Annotated in this window: 16 protein-coding genes and 1 pseudogene; 16 read left to right on the top strand and 1 reads right to left on the bottom strand. The window is 67.4% G+C overall.

Features of this window, described 5'->3' with window-relative positions:
- Window positions 1-36: 36 nt before the first annotated feature.
- The 6 genes from estA to AT700_RS26595 all read left to right on the top strand — a co-directional run bounded on the left by estA (window position 37) and on the right by AT700_RS26595 (window position 5,314).
- Window positions 37-1,977 carry an esterase EstA gene (gene estA / locus AT700_RS26620; RefSeq protein ID WP_003125758.1) on the top strand — a complete coding sequence of 647 codons (1,941 nt, stop codon included), beginning with the start codon at window positions 37-39 and terminating at the stop codon, window positions 1,975-1,977.
- A 153-nt stretch (window positions 1,978-2,130) separates the two neighbouring features.
- A complete protein-coding gene (gloA, locus tag AT700_RS26615) occupies window positions 2,131-2,661 on the top strand; it encodes a lactoylglutathione lyase (RefSeq protein ID WP_003101793.1) in 531 nt (176 codons plus the stop codon).
- A 139-nt stretch (window positions 2,662-2,800) separates the two neighbouring features.
- The gene (locus AT700_RS26610; protein WP_003095990.1) at window positions 2,801-3,811 is read left to right on the top strand and encodes a class 1 fructose-bisphosphatase; all 1,011 of its coding nucleotides are present in this window, start codon (window positions 2,801-2,803) and stop codon (window positions 3,809-3,811) included.
- 4 nt (window positions 3,812-3,815) lie between these two features.
- Entirely contained in the window at window positions 3,816-4,418 is a 603-nt protein-coding gene (locus tag AT700_RS26605) for a DUF924 family protein (protein ID WP_003101790.1), read from the top strand.
- 72 nt (window positions 4,419-4,490) lie between these two features.
- A complete protein-coding gene (gene bamE, locus AT700_RS26600; RefSeq protein ID WP_003095983.1) occupies window positions 4,491-4,748 on the top strand; it encodes an outer membrane protein assembly factor BamE domain-containing protein in 258 nt (85 codons plus the stop codon).
- A complete protein-coding gene (locus AT700_RS26595; protein WP_003114468.1) occupies window positions 4,745-5,314 on the top strand; it encodes a lipocalin family protein in 570 nt (189 codons plus the stop codon). The genes bamE and AT700_RS26595 overlap by 4 nt, the downstream gene beginning before the upstream one ends.
- 141 nt (window positions 5,315-5,455) lie before the next feature.
- Here the strand turns inward: AT700_RS26595 and AT700_RS26590 are convergent.
- Window positions 5,456-6,816 (bottom strand): annotated as a pseudogene (locus tag AT700_RS26590) (formimidoylglutamate deiminase).
- 100 nt (window positions 6,817-6,916) lie between these two features.
- Here AT700_RS26590 and hutC point away from each other — a divergent pair.
- The 10 genes from hutC to AT700_RS26540 all read left to right on the top strand — a co-directional run bounded on the left by hutC (window position 6,917) and on the right by AT700_RS26540 (window position 18,923).
- On the top strand, window positions 6,917-7,669 hold the full coding sequence (hutC, locus tag AT700_RS26585) for a histidine utilization repressor (RefSeq protein WP_003095970.1): 753 nt from the start codon (window positions 6,917-6,919) through the stop codon (window positions 7,667-7,669).
- Window positions 7,666-8,256 (top strand): HutD family protein, encoded by a 591-nt coding sequence (locus AT700_RS26580; RefSeq protein ID WP_003095969.1) that lies wholly within the window; start codon window positions 7,666-7,668, stop codon window positions 8,254-8,256. The genes hutC and AT700_RS26580 overlap by 4 nt, the downstream gene beginning before the upstream one ends.
- Before the next feature lie 141 nt (window positions 8,257-8,397).
- Window positions 8,398-9,420, top strand: a complete 1,023-nt coding sequence (locus tag AT700_RS26575; protein WP_003101766.1) for an ABC transporter substrate-binding protein — start codon at window positions 8,398-8,400, stop codon at window positions 9,418-9,420.
- A gap of 15 nt (window positions 9,421-9,435) precedes the next feature.
- Entirely contained in the window at window positions 9,436-10,374 is a 939-nt protein-coding gene (locus AT700_RS26570) for a fatty acid desaturase (RefSeq protein WP_003141830.1), read from the top strand.
- 18 nt (window positions 10,375-10,392) lie between these two features.
- Window positions 10,393-11,190, top strand: coding sequence for a phosphate/phosphite/phosphonate ABC transporter substrate-binding protein (locus AT700_RS26565; protein ID WP_009314428.1), 798 nt, complete (start codon window positions 10,393-10,395; stop codon window positions 11,188-11,190).
- Window positions 11,191-11,515: 325 nt separating this feature from the next.
- Window positions 11,516-13,195: a urocanate hydratase gene (gene hutU, locus AT700_RS26560; RefSeq protein ID WP_003095958.1), complete on the top strand. Its 1,680-nt coding sequence runs from the start codon at window positions 11,516-11,518 to the stop codon at window positions 13,193-13,195.
- A gap of 107 nt (window positions 13,196-13,302) precedes the next feature.
- Window positions 13,303-14,745, top strand: a complete 1,443-nt coding sequence (locus AT700_RS26555) for a purine-cytosine permease family protein (RefSeq protein ID WP_031640881.1) — start codon at window positions 13,303-13,305, stop codon at window positions 14,743-14,745.
- 96 nt (window positions 14,746-14,841) lie between these two features.
- A complete protein-coding gene (gene hutH, locus AT700_RS26550; protein WP_003095952.1) occupies window positions 14,842-16,371 on the top strand; it encodes a histidine ammonia-lyase in 1,530 nt (509 codons plus the stop codon).
- A 62-nt stretch (window positions 16,372-16,433) separates the two neighbouring features.
- Window positions 16,434-17,837, top strand: coding sequence for an amino acid permease (locus AT700_RS26545; RefSeq protein ID WP_015503788.1), 1,404 nt, complete (start codon window positions 16,434-16,436; stop codon window positions 17,835-17,837).
- Between the two features lie 117 nt (window positions 17,838-17,954).
- Window positions 17,955-18,923: an ABC transporter substrate-binding protein gene (locus AT700_RS26540; protein ID WP_003095948.1), complete on the top strand. Its 969-nt coding sequence runs from the start codon at window positions 17,955-17,957 to the stop codon at window positions 18,921-18,923.
- The last annotated feature ends 3 nt before the right edge of the window (window positions 18,924-18,926 follow it).

Genomic DNA, 18,926 nt, shown 5'->3' with positions numbered 1-18,926 from the left:
CGGCCCGACAATAAAAACAAATCACGGAGTAAGAGAATGATCAGAATGGCGCTCAAGCCACTGGTAGCGGCCTGCCTGCTGGCTTCGCTGTCCACCGCCCCGCAGGCTGCTCCTTCGCCCTATTCGACGCTGGTGGTGTTCGGCGACAGCCTCAGCGATGCCGGGCAGTTCCCCGATCCTGCCGGCCCCGCCGGAAGCACCTCGCGTTTCACCAACCGGGTCGGCCCGACCTACCAGAACGGCAGCGGCGAGATCTTCGGACCGACCGCGCCCATGCTGCTCGGCAATCAGCTCGGCATCGCCCCGGGCGACCTGGCTGCCTCGACCTCGCCGGTCAACGCCCAGCAGGGCATCGCCGACGGCAACAACTGGGCGGTGGGCGGCTACCGGACCGACCAGATCTACGACTCGATCACCGCGGCCAACGGCTCGCTGATCGAGCGCGACAATACCCTCCTGCGCAGCCGCGATGGCTACCTGGTGGACCGTGCCCGCCAGGGCCTGGGTGCCGATCCGAACGCGTTGTACTACATCACCGGCGGCGGCAACGACTTCCTCCAGGGGCGCATCCTCAACGACCTCCAGGCACAACAGGCCGCCGGTCGCCTGGTGGATAGCGTGCAGGCCCTGCAGCAGGCCGGCGCGCGCTACATCGTGGTCTGGCTGTTGCCCGACCTGGGCCTGACCCCGGCTACCTTCGGTGGTCCCTTGCAGCCTTTCGCCAGCCAACTCAGCGGCACGTTCAACGCCGAGCTGACCGCCCAGTTGAGCCAGGCCGGCGCCAACGTCATTCCGTTGAACATCCCGCTGCTGCTCAAGGAAGGCATGGCCAACCCGGCTTCCTTCGGCCTGGCCGCCGACCAGAACCTGATCGGCACCTGTTTCAGCGGCAACGGCTGTACCATGAACCCGACCTACGGGATCAACGGCAGCACGCCCGACCCGAGCAAACTGCTGTTCAACGACAGCGTGCACCCGACCATCACCGGCCAGCGCCTGATCGCCGACTACACCTATTCGCTGCTGTCGGCGCCCTGGGAGCTGACCCTGCTGCCGGAAATGGCCCACGGCACCCTGCGTGCCTACCAGGACGAACTGCGCAGCCAGTGGCAGGCGGACTGGGAGAACTGGCAGAACGTCGGCCAGTGGCGCGGCTTCGTCGGCGGCGGTGGCCAGCGCCTGGACTTCGACTCCCAGGACAGCGCCGCCAGCGGCGACGGCAACGGCTACAACCTGACCCTTGGTGGCAGCTACCGCATCGACGAGGCCTGGCGCGCCGGGGTCGCCGCCGGTTTCTACCGGCAGAAGCTGGAAGCCGGCGCCAAGGATTCCGACTACCGGATGAACAGCTACATGGCCAGCGCCTTCGTGCAGTACCAGGAAAACCGCTGGTGGGCCGACGCGGCGTTGACCGGCGGCTACCTCGACTACGACGACCTGAAGCGCAAGTTCGCCCTGGGCGGCGGCGAGCGCAGCGAGAAAGGCGACACCAACGGCCACCTGTGGGCGTTCAGCGCGCGCCTGGGCTACGACATCGCCCAGCAGGCCGACAGTCCCTGGCACCTGTCGCCGTTCGTCAGCGCCGACTATGCACGGGTCGAGGTCGACGGCTATTCCGAGAAGGGCGCCAGCGCCACCGCGCTCGACTACGACGACCAGAAGCGCAGCTCGAAGCGCCTGGGCGCCGGCCTGCAAGGCAAGTACGCGTTCGGCAGCGATACCCAGCTGTTCGCCGAGTACGCCCACGAACGTGAGTACGAGGACGACACCCAGGACCTGACCATGTCCCTCAACAGCCTGCCGGGCAATCGCTTCACCCTCGAAGGCTACACCCCGCAGGACCATCTCAACCGCGTCTCACTCGGCTTCAGCCAGAAGCTGGCGCCGGAGCTGTCGCTGCGCGGCGGCTACAACTGGCGCAAGGGCGAGGACGATACCCAGCAGAGCGTCAGCCTGGCGCTGAGCCTGGACTTCTGAAACGGCGGCCGGCGCCCGGTCGGCGCCGGTCGCGTTTCCCGTCGACGGAACGATCGGCGCGCGCCGGCATCAAGAGAGTAGTACCCCGCTGTTACTCGCCGCCCGGTCGACCGCCATACACTGCCGATCCGTTTCGTTCGAGGGAATCGCCCGATGAGTTTCAACACCGAAGTACAGCCCGGCATCTGCATGGAGCCGGACGCCATCACCCAGGAATACGTGTTCAACCACACCATGTTGCGGGTCAAGGATCCGAAGCGCTCGCTCGACTTCTACTCGCGGGTGCTCGGCATGCGCCTGCTGCGTCGCCTGGATTTCGAGGAAGGCCGCTTCTCCCTGTATTTCCTCGCCATGACCCGTGGCGAAGAAGTGCCTGATGCGGTTGACGAGCGCCAGCGATATACCTTCGGACGCCAGTCGGTCCTCGAGCTGACCCACAACTGGGGCAGCGAGAGCGACGACAGCCAGTACCACAACGGCAACCAGGACCCGCGCGGGTTCGGCCACATCTGCTTCTCGGTGCCCGACCTGGTGGCGGCCTGCGAGCGTTTCGAGACGCTCGGGGTGAACTTCGTCAAGCCGCTGGACCGAGGCATGAAGAACGTGGCCTTCATCAGCGATCCCGACGGCTACTGGGTGGAAATCGTCCAGGCCAGCCTGAACGGCGAGATGGGACGCGGCTGACGACCGTCGATCGGCTGCGCGCCGCGGAAATGAACCGCGCCACCGCCGCCGATCTCCAACCGGCGGTTGCGCGGAGTCAAGCGTGACCGCCAATTCCGCGTTAAACTGCGCGGGTTTTTTCCTCTCTCCGGAGCCATCCATGTCCCGCGTTACCCTGAGCCGCTATCTGATCGAGCAGACCCGCAGCCACAACACCCCGGCCGACCTGCGCTTCCTCATCGAGGTCGTGGCGCGTGCCTGCAAGGAAATCAGCCATGCGGTGTCCAAGGGCGCGCTGGGCGGCGTGCTCGGCAGCATGGGCACCGAGAACGTGCAGGGCGAGGTGCAGAAGAAGCTGGACGTGATGTCCAACGAGATCCTGCTGGAAGCCAACGAATGGGCCGGCAACCTGGCCGGCATGGCCTCCGAGGAGATGGACCACCCCTACCAGATTCCGGGGCGCTATCCGAAAGGCGCCTACCTGTTGGTCTTCGACCCGCTGGACGGCTCCAGCAACATCGACGTCAACGTCTCGGTCGGCACCATCTTCTCGGTGCTGCGCTGCCCCAACGAGTACCTGAACCAGAACGATACCCTGCGCGAGGAAGCCTTCCTCCAGCCGGGCACCACCCAGGTCGCCGCCGGCTACGCCATCTACGGCCCGCAGACCATGCTGATGCTGACCCTCGGCAATGGCGTCAAGGGCTTCACCCTGGATCGCGAGCTGGGCAGCTTCGTCCTCACCCACGACAACATCAGCGTGCCGGAAAGCACCGCCGAGTTCGCCATCAACATGTCCAACCAGCGCCACTGGGAAGCGCCGGTGAAACGCTACGTGGAAGAACTGCTGGCCGGCAAGGAAGGCCCGCTGGGCAAGAACTACAACATGCGCTGGATCGCCTCGATGGTCGCCGACGTCCACCGCATCCTGACCCGTGGCGGCGTCTTCATGTACCCGCGCGACGCCCGCGAGCCGGAGAAGCCCGGCAAGCTGCGCCTGATGTACGAAGCCAACCCGATGTCGTTCATCATCGAGCAGGCCGGCGGCGCCGCCACCAACGGCACCCAGCGCATCCTCGACATCAAGCCGGAGAACCTGCACCAGCGTGTCGCGGTGTTCCTCGGCTCGAAGCAGGAAGTCGAGCGCATCACCGGCTACCACGCGGAGTAGGCCGATGAGCGCGCCCTGGGAGACCTTGCTCGACTGGTGGTTCGGCACCTCCAGCGATGCCGCCGAGGTGGTTGCCCAGCGCAACGGCCTGTGGTTCGGCAAGAACGTCTGCCAGGACGCCGATGCCGGCGGCCGTTTCGGCGACCTGGTGAACCAGGCGCTGGACGGCGGCTTGCAGGAGTGGACGGCCGAGGCCGATGGCTGGCTGGCGCTGATCCTGTTGCTCGACCAGTTGCCGCGGATGATCTACCGCGACACGCCGCGCGCCTACGCCGGCGACGCCCGGGCGCAACGGGTGGTGCGCGAGGGCCTGGAAAAAGGCTTCGACCGCCAGTTGCCGCCGGTGCGCCGGGTGTTCGCCTACCTGGTCCTGGAGCACGCCGAGGACCTGCCCAGCCAGGAGCGGGCGGTAGCCTGCTTCCGCGACCTGCGCGATCAGGTCGGTGGCAGCGTGCGCAAGCCCTTCGACGATTTCTACGACTATGCCGAGCGGCATCATGCGGTAGTCGCCCGCTTCGGTCGCTTTCCCCATCGCAACGCCATTCTCGGCCGCCCCTCCAGCGAGGAGGAGACGGCGTTCCTCAGGGAACCCGGTTCGCGTTTCTGACTCCAAGGCTCCGGATTTCCCCCGCGTGTGCCAAGCTGTAGGGCAGCGCTTCCCCCGAACAAGGAGTTCCTCATGGCGTCGTTCCGTACCCTGGCCGTGGTCGCTTTCTGCGTCGTCCTGGCCGCCTGCAGCAAGATCAACCAGGAAAACTATTCCAAGCTCAAGGCCGGCATGAGCAAGGCCGAGGTCGAGGCGATCCTCGGCAAGCCCACCGAGTGCTCCGGCGCGCTGGGCATGTCCAGTTGCACCTGGGGCGACGAGAAGGCTTTCATCAGCGTGCAGTACGCGGCCGACAAGGCGCTGCTCTTCTCCGGCCAGGGGCTCAAGTGATCGGTCTGCCGATCCGGGTGCTCTGCACCCTGTGGCTGGGCTTGCTGCTGGTCGGTTGCGCGGGCTCGCCGAAGAATCCGCCGGCCACCGAGCAGGTCGACCTCCAGCGCTACCAGGGCACCTGGTACGAACTGGCGCGCTTGCCGATGTTCTTCCAGCGCAACTGCGCGCAATCGGAGGCGCATTACCGCTTGCAGGAAGACCAGAGCATCCAGGTGATCAATCGCTGCCTGACCCTGGATGGCGACTGGGAGCAGGTGGCGGGGCGGGCGGTCGCCCAGCAGCCGGGTCGCACCGACAAGTTGTGGGTGCGCTTCGACAACTGGTTCGCCAATCTCTTCCCCAACGTGGCGCGCGGCGACTATTGGGTGCTGGCGGTGGACGACGACTACCGTACCGCGCTGGTGGGCAATCCGAACCGTGAATACCTGTGGCTGCTGTCGCGTACCCCGCAGGTTTCGCAGCAGACCCGCGAACGTCTGCTGGAAGAAGCTCGCAGCCGCGGTTACGCGGTGGACGAACTGATCTGGCGGGTACCCGACGGCCAGTTGAAGCGGAGCCAGTGAAGGAACGCCCGCCGGGGCGTTTTTTCTTTCCAGCGCCGTTCACGCCTGGCGGCTGGCGTGGGAAGTATCGGCGTTTAGCGCCCGACGGCTCGAACGAGTGGGGCGGATAAGCGCAACGCGGTTGTCCGCCGCTGCGCAGGGTCAGTCGAGCAGTTCCCCCAGCACCTGGACGAACGCCCGTGCGCTGCGTTCTTCCCCGGCATGCCGGCCGTCGCGCACCACCCATCTGCCGGCCACCATCACGTCGCGCACCTGGCGGTCGCCGCCGGCGAACAGCCAGCGGTTGAGCAGGGCGTCGCCCTCGGCGCTGGCCAGGTAGGGGTCGTTGCCGTCGAGCACCAGCAGGTCGGCGCGGCGGCCCACGGCGAGGCTACCGATCGGCTGCCCAAGGGCCTGGGCGCCGCCAGCCAGCGCAGCGTCGTAGAGCGTGCGGCCGATCATCGGCTGGTCGTCGCGGTGCAGCCGGTTGCGTTTCCGGTCGCGCAGGCGCTGGCCGTATTCCAGCCAGCGGAGTTCCTCGACCACGCTGAGCGAGACGTGGCTGTCCGAGCCGATGCCCAGGCGCCCGCCCTGGGCGAGGAAGTCCGTCGCCGGGAAGATGCCGTCGCCGAGGTTGGCCTCGGTGCTCAGGCACAGGCCGGCCACCGCGCCGCTACGCGCCATCGCCGCCACCTCGCCGGGGCGGCGTGGGTCGCATGGACCAGGCACCAGCGCTGGTCGACCGCGACGTTCTCGTACAGCCATTGCAACGGCCGGCGTCCGCTCCAGGCCAGGCAGTCATCGACTTCCTTCTGCTGTTCGGCGATATGGATGTGGACCGGCAGGTCGCCGTGGCCGGCGGCGAGGACCGTGGCGATCTGCTGCGGAGTCACCGCGCGCAGGGAGTGGAAGCACAGGCCTAAGGAGTGGCCTGCCGCGTCCAGCGGCGCGCGCAGGCGCTGGAGCAGTTCCAGGTAGGCCTCGCTGCCATTGATGAAGCGCCGCTGGCCCTCGCTGGCCGGCTGGCCGCCGAAGCCTGCGTGGCTGTAAAGCACGGGAAGCAGGGTCAGGCCGATGCCGGCGGCGCTGGCGGCGCGGGAGATGCGCAGGGAAAGTTCGGCGGGGTCGGCGTAGGAGCGGCCGTCGAGGTCGTGATGGACGTAGTGGAATTCCGCCACCGCCGTGTAGCCGGCCTTGAGCATCTCGATATAGAGCTGGCGGGCGATGACCTCGATCTGTTCCGGCGACAGCCGAGCGACCATCCGGTACATCAGCTCGCGCCAGGTCCAGAAACTGTCGTTGGGATTGCCGGCGACTTCGGCGAGCCCGGCCATGGCGCGCTGGAACGCGTGCGAATGGAGGTTGGGCATCCCCGGCAGCACGGCGCCGCCGAGGCGTTCGGCGCCGTCGGCGTTGGCGTCGGGACGAATCTCGGTGAGGACTCCGTCCGCGGAAATCTCGAAACGGACATTTCGCGCCCAGCCTTCCGGCAGCAACGCACGTTCAGCGAAAATTGCGGACATAATCAGCTCACACGCAGTCTGTTTTATTTGTATATACATATACAGACGATTAAGCGGTGCGTAAACTCACTTCATCGACGCCTCGACAAGGAGTCTCTCCGTGACGTCCTCTTCTTCCGATCGTTCCCCGCTGGCCTCGCAACTCGGCGAGGTACCGGCGCCGCTCTACGCGCGGGTCAAGCAGATGATCGTCAGCCAGATCCAGTCGGGCGCCTGGCCGCCGCACCACCGGGTGCCCTCCGAGAGCGAACTGGTCAGCCAGCTCGGCTTCAGTCGCATGACCATCAATCGCGCCCTGCGCGAACTGACCAGCGACGGCCTGCTGGTGCGCATGCAGGGGGTCGGTACCTTCGTCGCCGAGCCCAAGGGCCAGTCGGCACTGTTCGAGGTGCACAATATCGCCGACGAGATCGCGGCCCGCGGGCATCGCCATCGTTGCCAGGTGATCACCCTCGGCGAGGAGGTCGCCGGCCCCGAGCGCGCCCTGGCACTGGACGTGCGCGAAGGCCAGCGGGTGTTCCACTCGCTGATCGTGCACTACGAGAACGATATCCCGGTGCAGATCGAGGACCGCTACGTGAACGCCGCGGTGGCGCCGGACTACCTCAAGCAGGATTTCACCCGGCAAACGCCCTATGCCTACCTGACCCAGGTGGCGCCGCTCACCGAGGGCGAGCATGTGGTCGAGGCGATCCTCGCCGAGCCGGCCGAGTGCAAGCTGTTGCAGATCGAACGCGGCGAGCCGTGCCTGCTGATCCGCCGCCGCACCTGGTCCGGGCGTGTCGCGGTGACCGCCGCGCGGCTGCTGCACCCGGGTTCCCGCCACCGTCTGGAAGGACGCTTCAGCTCATGAGCGAATTCCGCATCCTGCGCGCCGTCGACTACCCGAGAATGCCGTGGAAGAACGGCGCCGGCTCCACCGAGGAGATCGCCCGCGACGGCGGCGACGGCCTGGACGGCTTCGGCTGGCGCCTGTCGATCGCCGATGTCGGCGAGTCCGGCGGCTTCTCCCGCTTCGCCGGTTACCAGCGGATCATCAGCGTGCTGGAGGGCGGCGGCATGCGCCTGCGGGTGGATGGCGCGGAATCCGCGCCGCTACGCGCGCGGCAGGCCTTCGCCTTTTCCGGCGACAGCGAGGTGCACTGCACCCTGCTCGATGGAGCTATCCGCGACTTCAACCTGATCTATGCGCCCCGGCGCCATCGCGCGCGCCTGCAATGGCTGCGGGTCGAGGGCGAGCTGGACTGGCACGGCACGGCGAGCACGCTGCTGCTGTTCGCCCAGCAGGGCGGGGTAGCGATTTCCTTGCAAGGGCAACCTCGCGGGCAACTGGCTGCCCACGACTGCCTGTGCGCCGAGGGACTGCAGGGCTTGCAGCATTGGCGCCTGACGGCACACGAGCCGGCGTGGGTCTGTGCGGTGGAACTCGATTCGCTGTGATTCGCCGGCGCCGCCAGGAAAAAGCGTCTACACCGAAAGGGTAGGCGCTTTTGTCTATCAAAAGAATCAAACGTTATTAATCCAATATTTTTAATGCCTATATAGTTCCGCATGCCGTCCGACTCCAACCGGGAGACCCGCATGCCCCCGCTTCGCCAGATCCTCGCCGTCCTCGCCCTGGGCGCCAGCCTCGCCAGCCAGACCGCCGTCGCGGCGGAATGCCCGTACCCGGGCAAAGTGGTGTTCGCCGGGCTGAACTGGGAAAGCGGCATGTTCACCACCGACCTGTTGCGCTACGTACTGGAAAAAGGCTACGGCTGCGAGACCGACGCGCTGCCGGGCAATACCGTGACCATGGAAAACGCCCTGCGCCAGAACGATATCCAGGTCACCGGGGAGCAATGGGCCGGGCGTAGCCCGGTGTGGCGCGCGGCGGAGGAGGCGGGCGAGGTGTTCTCCGTCGGCGAGACGGTGAAGGGCGCCACCGAGGGCTGGTGGGTGCCGGAGTACCTGGTCAAGGGCGACCCGCAACGAGGCATCGAGGCGAAGGCGCCGGAGTTGAGGTCGGTCGCCGACCTGCCGCGCTACAAGGCGCTGTTCCGCGATCCCGAGGAGCCCGCCAAGGGGCGTTTCTACAACTGCCCGACCGGTTGGACCTGCGAGATCGTCAACAGCCAGAAGCTCAAGGCCTACAGGTTGCAGGACAGCTACACGAACTTCCGCACCGGCACCGGCCCGGCGCTGGATGCGGCGATCAGTGCGGCCTTCCGGCGCGGTGAGCCGGTGCTTTTCTACTATTGGTCGCCGACTCCGTTGATGGGCCGTTTCAAGCTGGTGCAACTGGAAGAGCCGCCGTTCAGCGAGAAGGCCTGGGCCACCCTGTCCGATCCGAAGAACCCCGACCCCATCGGTTCCCGCTCGTTGCCGGCGAAGATCACCATTGGCGTTTCCCGCGATTTCCATGACAAGGCGCCGGCGTTGGTCGAGCTGTTCCGCAAGGTCGAGATCCCCTTGCCGCTGTTCAACGAGCTGCTCGCCGACATGGCGCAGAATCATCGCGAGGTCGGCGAGGTGCGTGCGCAGTTCCTTCGCCAGCATCGCGAAATCTGGAGCCACTGGGTGCCGGCCGAAGTCGCCGCGCGCCTCGATACCTCCCTGAAGTAAGCCTCGCCAGCCTTCATGGCGCACTACCTGAGCGGGCGTCAGCGCACCCTGGTGCGGCGGCTCCAGGATACCTTCCAGGCGCGCAGCGAATGGCCGACCTGGCTGCTGATCGCCTGCCTGTACGGCGGTTGGGCACTGCTCGCCAGCCAGTATCGGCATTGGGGCTGGCCGGTGCTGGCGGGGCTGGTGCCGTTCGCCTCCCTCTACATGTCGTTGCAGCATGAGCTGATCCATGGCCACCCGACCCGCTGGCCGAGGTTCAACGCCGTGCTCGGCTACCTGCCGCTGGCCGTCTGGTATCCCTATCCGCTGTACCGTGACAGCCACTTGCGGCACCACCGCGACGAGCAACTGACCTACCCGGGGCTGGACCCCGAGAGTCGCTACGTCAGTCTGTCCGAATGGCCGCGCCTGGGCTCCTGGCGGCGGCGCTGGCTCTGCCTGGACAAGACCCTGCTCGGTCGCGCCACCCTCGGCCCGCTGCTGGCCCTGGCGGCGATGGCGCGCCTGGAGGGTTCGCGGTTGCGCCAGGGAGAGGGCGCCGCCTGGCGCCTGTGGGGCCTGCATGCCGTGCTGCTGGGCGGGTTGCTGGCCGGGCTTTGGCGCTGGGCGGGCATCCCGCCCTGGTTGTACCTGCCGGCGGTGGCCTATCCGGCCCTCGGCCTGAGCATGCTGCGCTCTTTCTACGAGCACCGTCCGGCCCGCGAGCCGGCGCAGCGCAGCGTGCTGGTCGAGGCGGGGTGGCCGTGGCGGCTGCTGTTCCTCAACAACAACCTGCATCTGGTCCACCACGATCTGCCGGGCCTGCCCTGGTACCTGCTGCCGCGCGTGTATAACGCAAGCCGCCGTGCCTACCGGCGACGCAGTGGCGATTTCCACCTGCCCGGCTATGGTCGTCTATGGCGGCGCCACGGTTGGCGGCCGGTGGATGCGCCGGTGCATCCCGAGCATTGAAGGCAGGCGGACGAGAGCATGATCGATACCCCGGTGGTGGCGGCGCTGGACATGTATGTCGAGCCGGACTGCGTCAGGCAGGCCGGCGCAACCTTCATCGGCGAGGTCTGCCGGCGCCTGGGCGTGCGCCGTTACGCGCCGGCCGCCGCCGATCTGGCGGTGCAGTGGCGACAGCCTAACCTGCTGTTCGCGCAGACCTGCGGCTATCCGCTGATGACCCAGTTGCGCGGCCAGGTGGCGGTGCTCGCGGTGCCCAGCTACGACTTGCCCGATTGCGCTCCCGGCGAGCATTGCAGTCTGTTCGTCGCCGCCGAAGGACAGGCGCGCCAGCGCCTCGGCGACTTCCGCAATACCCGCCTGGCGCTCAACGACCACGACTCCAACAGCGGCATGAACCTGCTGCGCCATGCGCTGGCGCCGTTGGGGCGAGACTCGGCGTTCTTCGCCGAAGTGCGCATCAGCGGCGGCCACCTGCGCAGCCTGGCGATGGTGGCGGCGGGTGAGGTCGAGCTGACCTCGGTGGATGCAGTGACCTTCGGCTACCTGCAACGCCACGCACCGGAGCGCCTGGCCGGCCTGCGCGTGCTCGGGCGCAGCGCGCCGAGCCCGGCCTTGCCGCTGATCACCTCGCTGCACTGGAGTGCGGCGCAACGCCGCGAGCTGTTCGAAGCGCTGAACCTGACGCTGATCGAGTGCCCGCACCTGGCCGCGACACTGGCGCTGAAAAGCTTCCTCCCGGCCGGCGAGGAGCATTACCGGATTCTCCTCGACTACGAGCGTCAGGCGCAGGGCTGGGGTTACCCGCAATTGCGCTGAACGGTGTTACCGAAGGCCCCAAACCGGTGCGCGCACGCTTCGACCACGTGCATCCAGGGCCGTTCCGGCAGGTTCCTTCCCCCGGGGAAGAGGCCACCTTCGCTAATTCTTAATTCCAGAAAAATCAACGGGTTGAATGAGATTCACGGGGGTGTGGAGATATCGCCGGAGGGCGTGACGGCAGAATTGGCCCTTCCTTTGCTTATACTTGTATGTACAAGCATAGATGTGTTCGGTAGACCCAGCCCGACCTCTGCTTCGTCCCAGAATTCAGGCGCACCCTCGCGGGGCGCCGCCCGTTGAACGCCACGCCCAGGAGCCTGCCGTGACCACCCCGAGCAAATTCCGCGATATCGAAATCCGCGCCCCGCGCGGCACTACGCTGACCGCCAAGAGCTGGCTGACCGAAGCGCCGCTGCGCATGCTGATGAACAACCTCGACCCGGAGGTCGCGGAGAACCCCAGGGAACTGGTGGTTTACGGCGGCATCGGCCGCGCCGCGCGCAACTGGGAGTGCTACGACAGGATCGTCGAGACCCTCAAGCAACTGAACGACGACGAGACCCTGCTGGTACAGTCCGGCAAGCCGGTCGGCGTGTTCAAGACCCACGCCAACGCGCCGCGGGTGCTGATCGCCAACTCCAACCTGGTGCCGCACTGGGCGACCTGGGAACACTTCAACGAACTGGACGCCAAGGGCCTGGCGATGTACGGCCAGATGACCGCCGGTTCGTGGATCTACATCGGCAGCCAGGGCATCGTCCAGGGCACCTACGAAACCTTCGTCGAGGCTGGCCGCCAGCATTACGACGGCAATCTCAAGGGCCGCTGGGTGCTTACCGCCGGCCTTGGCGGCATGGGCGGCGCCCAGCCGCTGGCGGCGACCCTGGCCGGCGCCTGTTCGCTGAACATCGAGTGCCAGCAGAGCCGCATCGACTTCCGCCTGCGCAGTCGCTACGTCGACGAGCAGGCCAAGGACCTGGACGACGCCCTGGCGCGGATCCAGCGCTACACCGCCGAAGGCAAGGCCATTTCCATCGCCCTGCTGGGCAATGCCGCCGAGATCCTTCCGGAACTGGTTCGCCGCGGCGTACGCCCGGACATGGTCACCGACCAGACCAGCGCCCACGATCCACTCAACGGCTACCTGCCGGCCGGCTGGAGCTGGGAAGAGTACCGCGACCGCGCGCAGACCGACCCGGCCGCCGTGGTCAAGGCCGCCAAGCAGTCCATGGCGGTACACGTGCGGGCCATGCTGGCGTTCCAGCAGCAGGGCGTGCCGACCTTCGACTATGGCAACAACATCCGCCAGATGGCCAAGGAAGAGGGGGTGGCCAATGCCTTCGATTTCCCCGGCTTCGTCCCGGCCTACATCCGCCCGCTGTTCTGTCGCGGCATCGGTCCGTTCCGCTGGGCCGCGCTGTCGGGCGACCCGCAGGACATCTACAAGACCGACGCCAAGGTCAAGCAACTGATCCCCGACGATGCCCACCTGCACCGTTGGCTGGACATGGCCCGCGAGCGCATCAGCTTCCAGGGCCTGCCGGCGCGCATCTGCTGGGTTGGCCTGGGGCTGCGCGCCAAGCTCGGCCTGGCCTTCAACGAGATGGTGCGCAGCGGCGAGCTGTCCGCGCCGATCGTCATCGGCCGCGACCACCTCGACTCCGGCTCGGTGGCCAGCCCCAACCGCGAGACCGAGGCCATGCAGGACGGCTCCGACGCGGTGTCCGACTGGCCGCTGCTGAATGCCCTGCTGAATACCGCCAGCGGCGCCACCTGGGTCTCGCTGCACCACGGCGGCGGCGTAGGCATGGGCTTCTCCCAGCACTCCGGGATGGTGATCGTCTGCGACGGTAGCGACGAGGCCGCCGAACGCATCGCCCGCGTGCTGACCAACGACCCGGGGACCGGGGTGATGCGGCACGCCGACGCCGGCTACCAGGTCGCCATCGATTGCGCGAAGGAGCAGGGCCTGAACCTGCCGATGATCACCGCCCAGCGCTGACCTCGAAAACCGCCTCCACGCCGGCGGGGCGTGGGGGCGGCCGCCCACTGTCCCGACCAGGCCACAACAAGAATGGCGGCGCGCGAGCCGCAGCGGAGTACAGCAGCATGACCCAGGGCAGCGACAGCAAGCCACTGATCGAACGGCGCTCGATCGACTACATCCCGGCGAACGAGCGCCACGGCCGCCTCTACAGCCAGTTCACCCTCTGGCTGGGGGCCAACCTGCAGATCACCGCCATCGTCACCGGCGCCCTCGCCGTGGTCCTCGGCGGCGACGTGTTCTGGTCGCTGGTCGGCCTGCTCATCGGCCAGCTCCTCGGCGGCGCGGTGATGGCCCTGCACGCCGCGCAGGGGCCGCGCCTGGGGCTGCCGCAGATGATTTCCAGCCGGGTGCAGTTCGGCGTCTACGGCGCCTGCATCCCGATCGCCCTGGTGTGCCTGATGTACCTGGGCTTCACCGCCACCGGCACGGTGCTTTCCGGCCAGGCCATCGGCCAGCTCACCGGGCTCAGCGACAGCGCCGGGATCTTCATCTTCGCCGCCTTCATCGTCCTGGTGACGGTGCTCGGCTATCGCGTCATCCACATCATCGGGCGGATCGCCAGCGTCCTCGGCATCATCGCCTTCGTCTACCTGTTCAGCCGCCTGATGCTGCTCAGCGACATCGGCGATCTGCTCGCCATCCGCCACTTCAGCTGGGCCTCGTTCCTCCTCGCGGTGTCCCTGGCGGCGTCCTGGCAGATCGCCTTCGGCCCCTACGTGGCCGACTATTCACGCTACCTGCCGGCGTCCACCTCGTCGTGGAAGACCTTCCTCGCCGTCGGCCTCGGCTCGGTGCTCGGCGCCCAGGCCTCGATGGTCCTCGGGGTGTTCTCCGCAGCCCTGGCCAACGGTCAGTTCGCCGGCCGCGAGGTGGCCTACATCGTCGGCCTGGGCAGCAGCGGGACCGTCGCCGCGCTGCTCTACTTCAGCATCGCCTTCGGCAAGGTGACCATTTCCACGCTGAACTCCTACGGAAGCTTCATGTGCATCGCGACCATCATCAGCAGCGTACGCGGTCAGCTGGAGATCACCCGCCTGCAACGCCTGTTCTTCGTCCTCGTGATCGTCGGCGCCTCGACGCTCATCGCGCTGCTCGGCCAGCACTCGTTCCTCGCTGCGTTCAAGTCCTTCATCCTGTTCCTGCTGACCTTCTTCACCCCGTGGAGCGCGGTGAACCTGGTCGACTACTACTTCATCACCCGCGAGCGCTATGACGTGCCCGCGCTGGCCGACCCCGACGGCCGCTACGGTCGCTGGAACCTGCCGGGAATCGCCGTCTATACCCTCGGCGTGCTGGTGCAGATGCCGTTCCTGGCGACCACGCTGTACACCGGACCGATGGTCGAGCACCTCGGCGGCGTGGATATCTCCTGGATCATCGGCTTGCTGGTGCCGGCGGTCCTCTACTACCTGGTGGCGCGGCGCAAGGCCACGCGCCAGGCCCCGGCGCGAATGATCCTGCCGGCCGATCCCGGCGCCTTCGAACGTCCCGCGCACGGGGCCTGAGACGAATTTCCAGGGCGGCGCGGCCGCCTTCAATCCCATGAAACGCCGCTGGCGGACGGCGCTGCCGAGCCCGCCGAACCGAACAAGGAGCCTTCGATGAGCCTGCATCTGAAACCCGGCCAGCTGACCCTGGCCGACCTGCGCCAAGCCTACCTGGCCCCCGTGCGCCTGAGCCTGGATCCCAGCGCCGACGCGCCGGTCGCCGCCAGCGTCGCCTGTGTCGAGAACATCATCGCCGAGGGCCGCACCGCCTACGGCATCAATACCGGTTTCGGCCTTCTGGCCTCGACGCGGATCTCACCGGCCGACCTGGAGAAGCTCCAGCGCTCCATCGTCCTGTCCCATGCCGCCGGCGTCGGCGAGGCGCTGGACGACGCCATGGTGCGGCTGGTCATGCTGCTCAAGGTGAACAGCCTGGCTCGCGGGTTCTCCGGCATCCGCCGCAAGGTGATCGACGCGCTGATCGCGCTGATCAACGCCGAGGTCTATCCGCACATCCCGCTGAAAGGCTCGGTGGGCGCCTCCGGCGACCTGGCGCCGCTGGCGCACATGTCGCTGGTGCTGATCGGCGAAAGCCGGGCGCGCCATCGCGGTGAGTGGCTGCCGGCCGCCGAGGCGCTGGCGGTGGCCGGGCTGGAGCCGCTGACCCTGGCGGCGAAGGAAGGCCTGGCCCTGCTCAATGGTACCCAGGTGTCCACCGCCTACGCGCTGCGCGGGTTGTTCGAGGCCGAGGACCTGTTCGCCGCCGCCACCGTCTGCGGCGGGCTCAGCGTCGAGGCCATGCTCGGTTCGCGGGCGCCGTTCGATGCGCGCATCCACGCCGCGCGCGGCCAGCGTGGGCAGATCGACGTGGCCGCGGCCTATCGCGACCTGCTCACCGCCAGCAGCGAGGTGGCGCGTTCCCATGAGAAGTGCGACAAGGTCCAGGACCCCTATTCGCTGCGTTGCCAGCCGCAGGTGATGGGCGCCTGCCTGACCCAGATGCGCCAGGCCGCCGAGGTGCTGGAGATCGAAGCCAACGCGGTGTCCGACAACCCGCTGGTATTCGCCGCCGAGGGCGACGTGATCTCCGGCGGCAACTTCCACGCCGAACCGGTGGCGATGGCCGCCGACAACCTGGCCCTGGCGTTGGCCGAGATCGGTTCGCTGTCGGAACGGCGCATCTCGCTGATGATGGACATGCACATGTCGCAGTTGCCGCCGTTCCTGGTGGCCAACGGCGGGGTCAACTCCGGCTTCATGATCGCCCAGGTCACCGCCGCCGCGCTGGCCAGCGACAACAAGGCCCTGGCCCATCCGGCCAGCGTCGACAGCCTGCCGACCTCGGCCAACCAGGAAGACCACGTGTCGATGGCGCCGAACGCCGGCAAACGGCTCTGGGCGATGGCCGAGAACGTCCGCGGGATTCTCGCCGTGGAATGGCTGGGCGCCTGCCAGGGCCTGGACTTCCGCGAGGGCCTGAAGAGTTCGCCGAAGCTGGAGCAGGCTCGCCGCCTGCTGCGCGACAAGGTGCCGTACTACCAGGAGGATCGCTTCTTCGCCCCTGATATCGAGGCCGCCAGCCAGTTGCTCGCCAGCGGTTGCCTGAACGCGCTGCTGCCGGCCCGGCTGTTGCCGAGCCTTTGATACCCGCCCCCGGCCGCTCGGCCGGGGCGCTCCAGCAAGAACAACAACAGGAGAGCCGAGGGATGACGCACGACACGGGGCTTCGGCGCGGGCTGAACGCCCGTCATATTCGTTTCATGGCACTGGGGTCGGCGATCGGCACCGGCCTGTTCTACGGTTCCGCATCGGCCATCCAGATGGCCGGGCCGGCGGTGCTGCTGGCCTACCTGGTCGCCGGCGCGGCGGTGTACATGGTGATGCGCGCGCTCGGCGAGATGGCGGTGCACGAGCCGGTGTCCGGCTCGTTCGGCCATTACGCCAGCAGCTATCTCGGCCCCCTGGCCGGGTTCGTCACCGGCTGGACCTACGCTTTCGAGATGATCATCGTCTGCCTCGCCGATGTCACCGCGTTCGGCATCTACATGGGGTTCTGGTTTCCCGACGTGCCGCGCTGGATCTGGGTACTGTCCATCGTGCTGTTCATCGGCGGGCTGAACCTCTGCCATGTCAAGGTCTTCGGCGAGCTGGAGTTCTGGCTGTCGCTGGTCAAGGTCGGCGCCATCGTCGCGATGATCCTCGCCGGGCTCGGCATCATGTTCTTCGGCTTCAGCCTGGACGGCGCGGCGACGTCCGCCACCGGCGTGCACAACCTGTGGCAGCACGGCGGCTTCCTGCCCAACGGTTGGGCCGGGCTGGTCGCCTCGCTGTCGGTGGTGGTGTTCGCCTTCGGCGGCATCGAGATCATCGGCATCACCGCCGGCGAGGCGCAGGACCCGCAGCGGGTGATCCCGCGGGCGATCAATGCGGTGCCGCTGCGCATCCTGCTGTTCTACGTGCTGACCCTGTTCGTGCTGATGGCGATCTTCCCCTGGCAGCAGATCGGCAGCAACGGCAGTCCCTTCGTGCAGATCTTCGACGGCCTGGGGATCGAGTCGGCCGCGGCGATCCTAAATGTCGTGGTGATCACCGCGGCGATTTCGGCGATCAACAGCGACATCTTCGGCGCCGGTCGCATGCTCTACGGCATGGCCCGCCAGGGCCAGGCGCCGGTCGGCTTCTCGCGGGTGTCGCGGCACGGCGTGCCGTGGATGACCGTGCTGCTGATGGCGGTGGCCCTGCTGCTCGGCGTGGCGCTGAACTACCTGATCCCGCAGAGCGTATTCCTGTTGATCGCTTCCATCGCCACCTTCGCCACCGTGTGGGTCTGGCTGATGATCCTCCTGGCCCAGGTCGGCATGCGCCGGCGCATGGGGCCGCGCCAGGTCGCCGCGCTGAAGTTCCCGGTGCCGCTGTGGCCATTCGCGCCGGCGGCGGCGATCGTCTTCATGCTGTTCATCTTCGTGGTGCTCGGCTATTTCCCGGACACCCGCCCGGCCCTGTGGGTCGGGGCTATCTGGATCGCCTTGCTGGTGATCGCCTACCGGCGCTGGGTCAGGCCGAAGGGCGATGCCGCGCATGGCGTGCTTCAGGCCCAGGGAGGGCTGTGACGGAACCGACGGCGGCCTGAGCCGCCGGCCAATAACAACGATCGAGGCCGTTCCCCCGGGCGCGGCCCGCAGGTTTTCCAACTGCCTTTCCCAATCGTGCATCTGGAGCGTCGAACCATGCGATACAAGAAGTCGATGTTGAGTGTTCTCTGTGCCCTCGGCCTGCTCGCCGCCGCGGCGGGCGCCCAGGCGGAAGGCTGGTGCGAGTCCGGCAAGGCGGTGAAGTTCGCCGGGCTGAACTGGGAGAGCGGGACCCTGCTCACCGAGCTGATGCAGTTCGTCCTGGCCAAGGGCTACGGCTGTACCACCGACAGCCTGCCGGGCAACTCGATCACCATGGAGCAGGCGCTGAGCACCAATGACATCCAGGTCTTCGCCGAGGAGTGGATCGGCCGCAGCGACGCCTGGAACAAGGCTGCCGCGGCCGGCAAGGTGGTCGGCGTCGGCGAACCCATCGTCGGCGCGGTGGAGGGCTGGTACGTGCCGCGCTACGTGATCGAGGGCGACCCGCAGCGCAAGCTCGAGGCGAAGGCGCCGAAGCTGCGCTCTATCGCCGACCTGGCGCAGTACGCCGAGGTCTTCCGCGACCCGGAAGAGCCGGGCAAGGGGCGCTTCTACAATTGCCCGGCCGGCTGGACTTGCGAGCTGGAGAACAGCGAGATGCTGAAAAGCTACGGCCTGGAAGAGACGTTCACCAATTTCCGTCCGGGCACCGGCCCGGCACTGGACGCGGCGGTGCTGTCGAGCTATCGGCGCGGCGAGCCTATCCTGTTCTACTACTGGTCGCCGACGCCGCTGATGGGCCGTGCCGACCTGGTGCGCCTGGAGGAAAGGCCCGGCGTCGACAAGCGCATCAGGATCCAGGTCGGCCTGTCGCGGACCTTCCACGACCAGGCGCCGGAGCTGGTGGCGGTGCTGGAGAAGGTCAACCTGCCGGCGGAGCTGCTGAACAGCGACCTGGCGCGGATGGCCAAGGACAGGATCGATGCAGCGCGCCTGGCGCGCGAATTCCTCAAGGAGCACCCCGAGGTCTGGCACGCCTGGGTCGACGAGGACGCGGCGAAGAAGATCGAAGCGGCACTCTGAACC

The sequence above is a fragment of the Pseudomonas aeruginosa genome (assembly GCF_001457615.1).
In the GTDB taxonomy this organism is placed as follows: domain Bacteria; phylum Pseudomonadota; class Gammaproteobacteria; order Pseudomonadales; family Pseudomonadaceae; genus Pseudomonas; species Pseudomonas aeruginosa.
This window is presented reverse-complemented; position numbering and strand designations above follow the sequence as displayed.

Bases quoted from the DNA above. Each gene is read 5' to 3' on its own strand.
- AT700_RS26575 (WP_003101766.1), top strand. From the start codon at position 8,398: ATGCCCCCGCTTCGCCAGATCCTCGCCGTCCTCGCCCTGGGCGCCAGC.
- AT700_RS26610 (WP_003095990.1), top strand. From the start codon at position 2,801: ATGTCCCGCGTTACCCTGAGCCGCTATCTGATCGAGCAGACCCGCAGC.
- AT700_RS26580 (WP_003095969.1), top strand. From the start codon at position 7,666: ATGAGCGAATTCCGCATCCTGCGCGCCGTCGACTACCCGAGAATGCCG.
- AT700_RS26555 (WP_031640881.1), top strand. From the start codon at position 13,303: ATGACCCAGGGCAGCGACAGCAAGCCACTGATCGAACGGCGCTCGATC.
- AT700_RS26605 (WP_003101790.1), top strand. From the start codon at position 3,816: ATGAGCGCGCCCTGGGAGACCTTGCTCGACTGGTGGTTCGGCACCTCC.
- AT700_RS26565 (WP_009314428.1), top strand. From the start codon at position 10,393: ATGATCGATACCCCGGTGGTGGCGGCGCTGGACATGTATGTCGAGCCG.
- AT700_RS26545 (WP_015503788.1), top strand. From the start codon at position 16,434: ATGACGCACGACACGGGGCTTCGGCGCGGGCTGAACGCCCGTCATATT.
- gloA (WP_003101793.1), top strand. From the start codon at position 2,131: ATGAGTTTCAACACCGAAGTACAGCCCGGCATCTGCATGGAGCCGGAC.
- AT700_RS26540 (WP_003095948.1), top strand. From the start codon at position 17,955: ATGCGATACAAGAAGTCGATGTTGAGTGTTCTCTGTGCCCTCGGCCTG.
- AT700_RS26570 (WP_003141830.1), top strand. From the start codon at position 9,436: ATGGCGCACTACCTGAGCGGGCGTCAGCGCACCCTGGTGCGGCGGCTC.
- estA (WP_003125758.1), top strand. From the start codon at position 37: ATGATCAGAATGGCGCTCAAGCCACTGGTAGCGGCCTGCCTGCTGGCT.
- bamE (WP_003095983.1), top strand. From the start codon at position 4,491: ATGGCGTCGTTCCGTACCCTGGCCGTGGTCGCTTTCTGCGTCGTCCTG.
- hutH (WP_003095952.1), top strand. From the start codon at position 14,842: ATGAGCCTGCATCTGAAACCCGGCCAGCTGACCCTGGCCGACCTGCGC.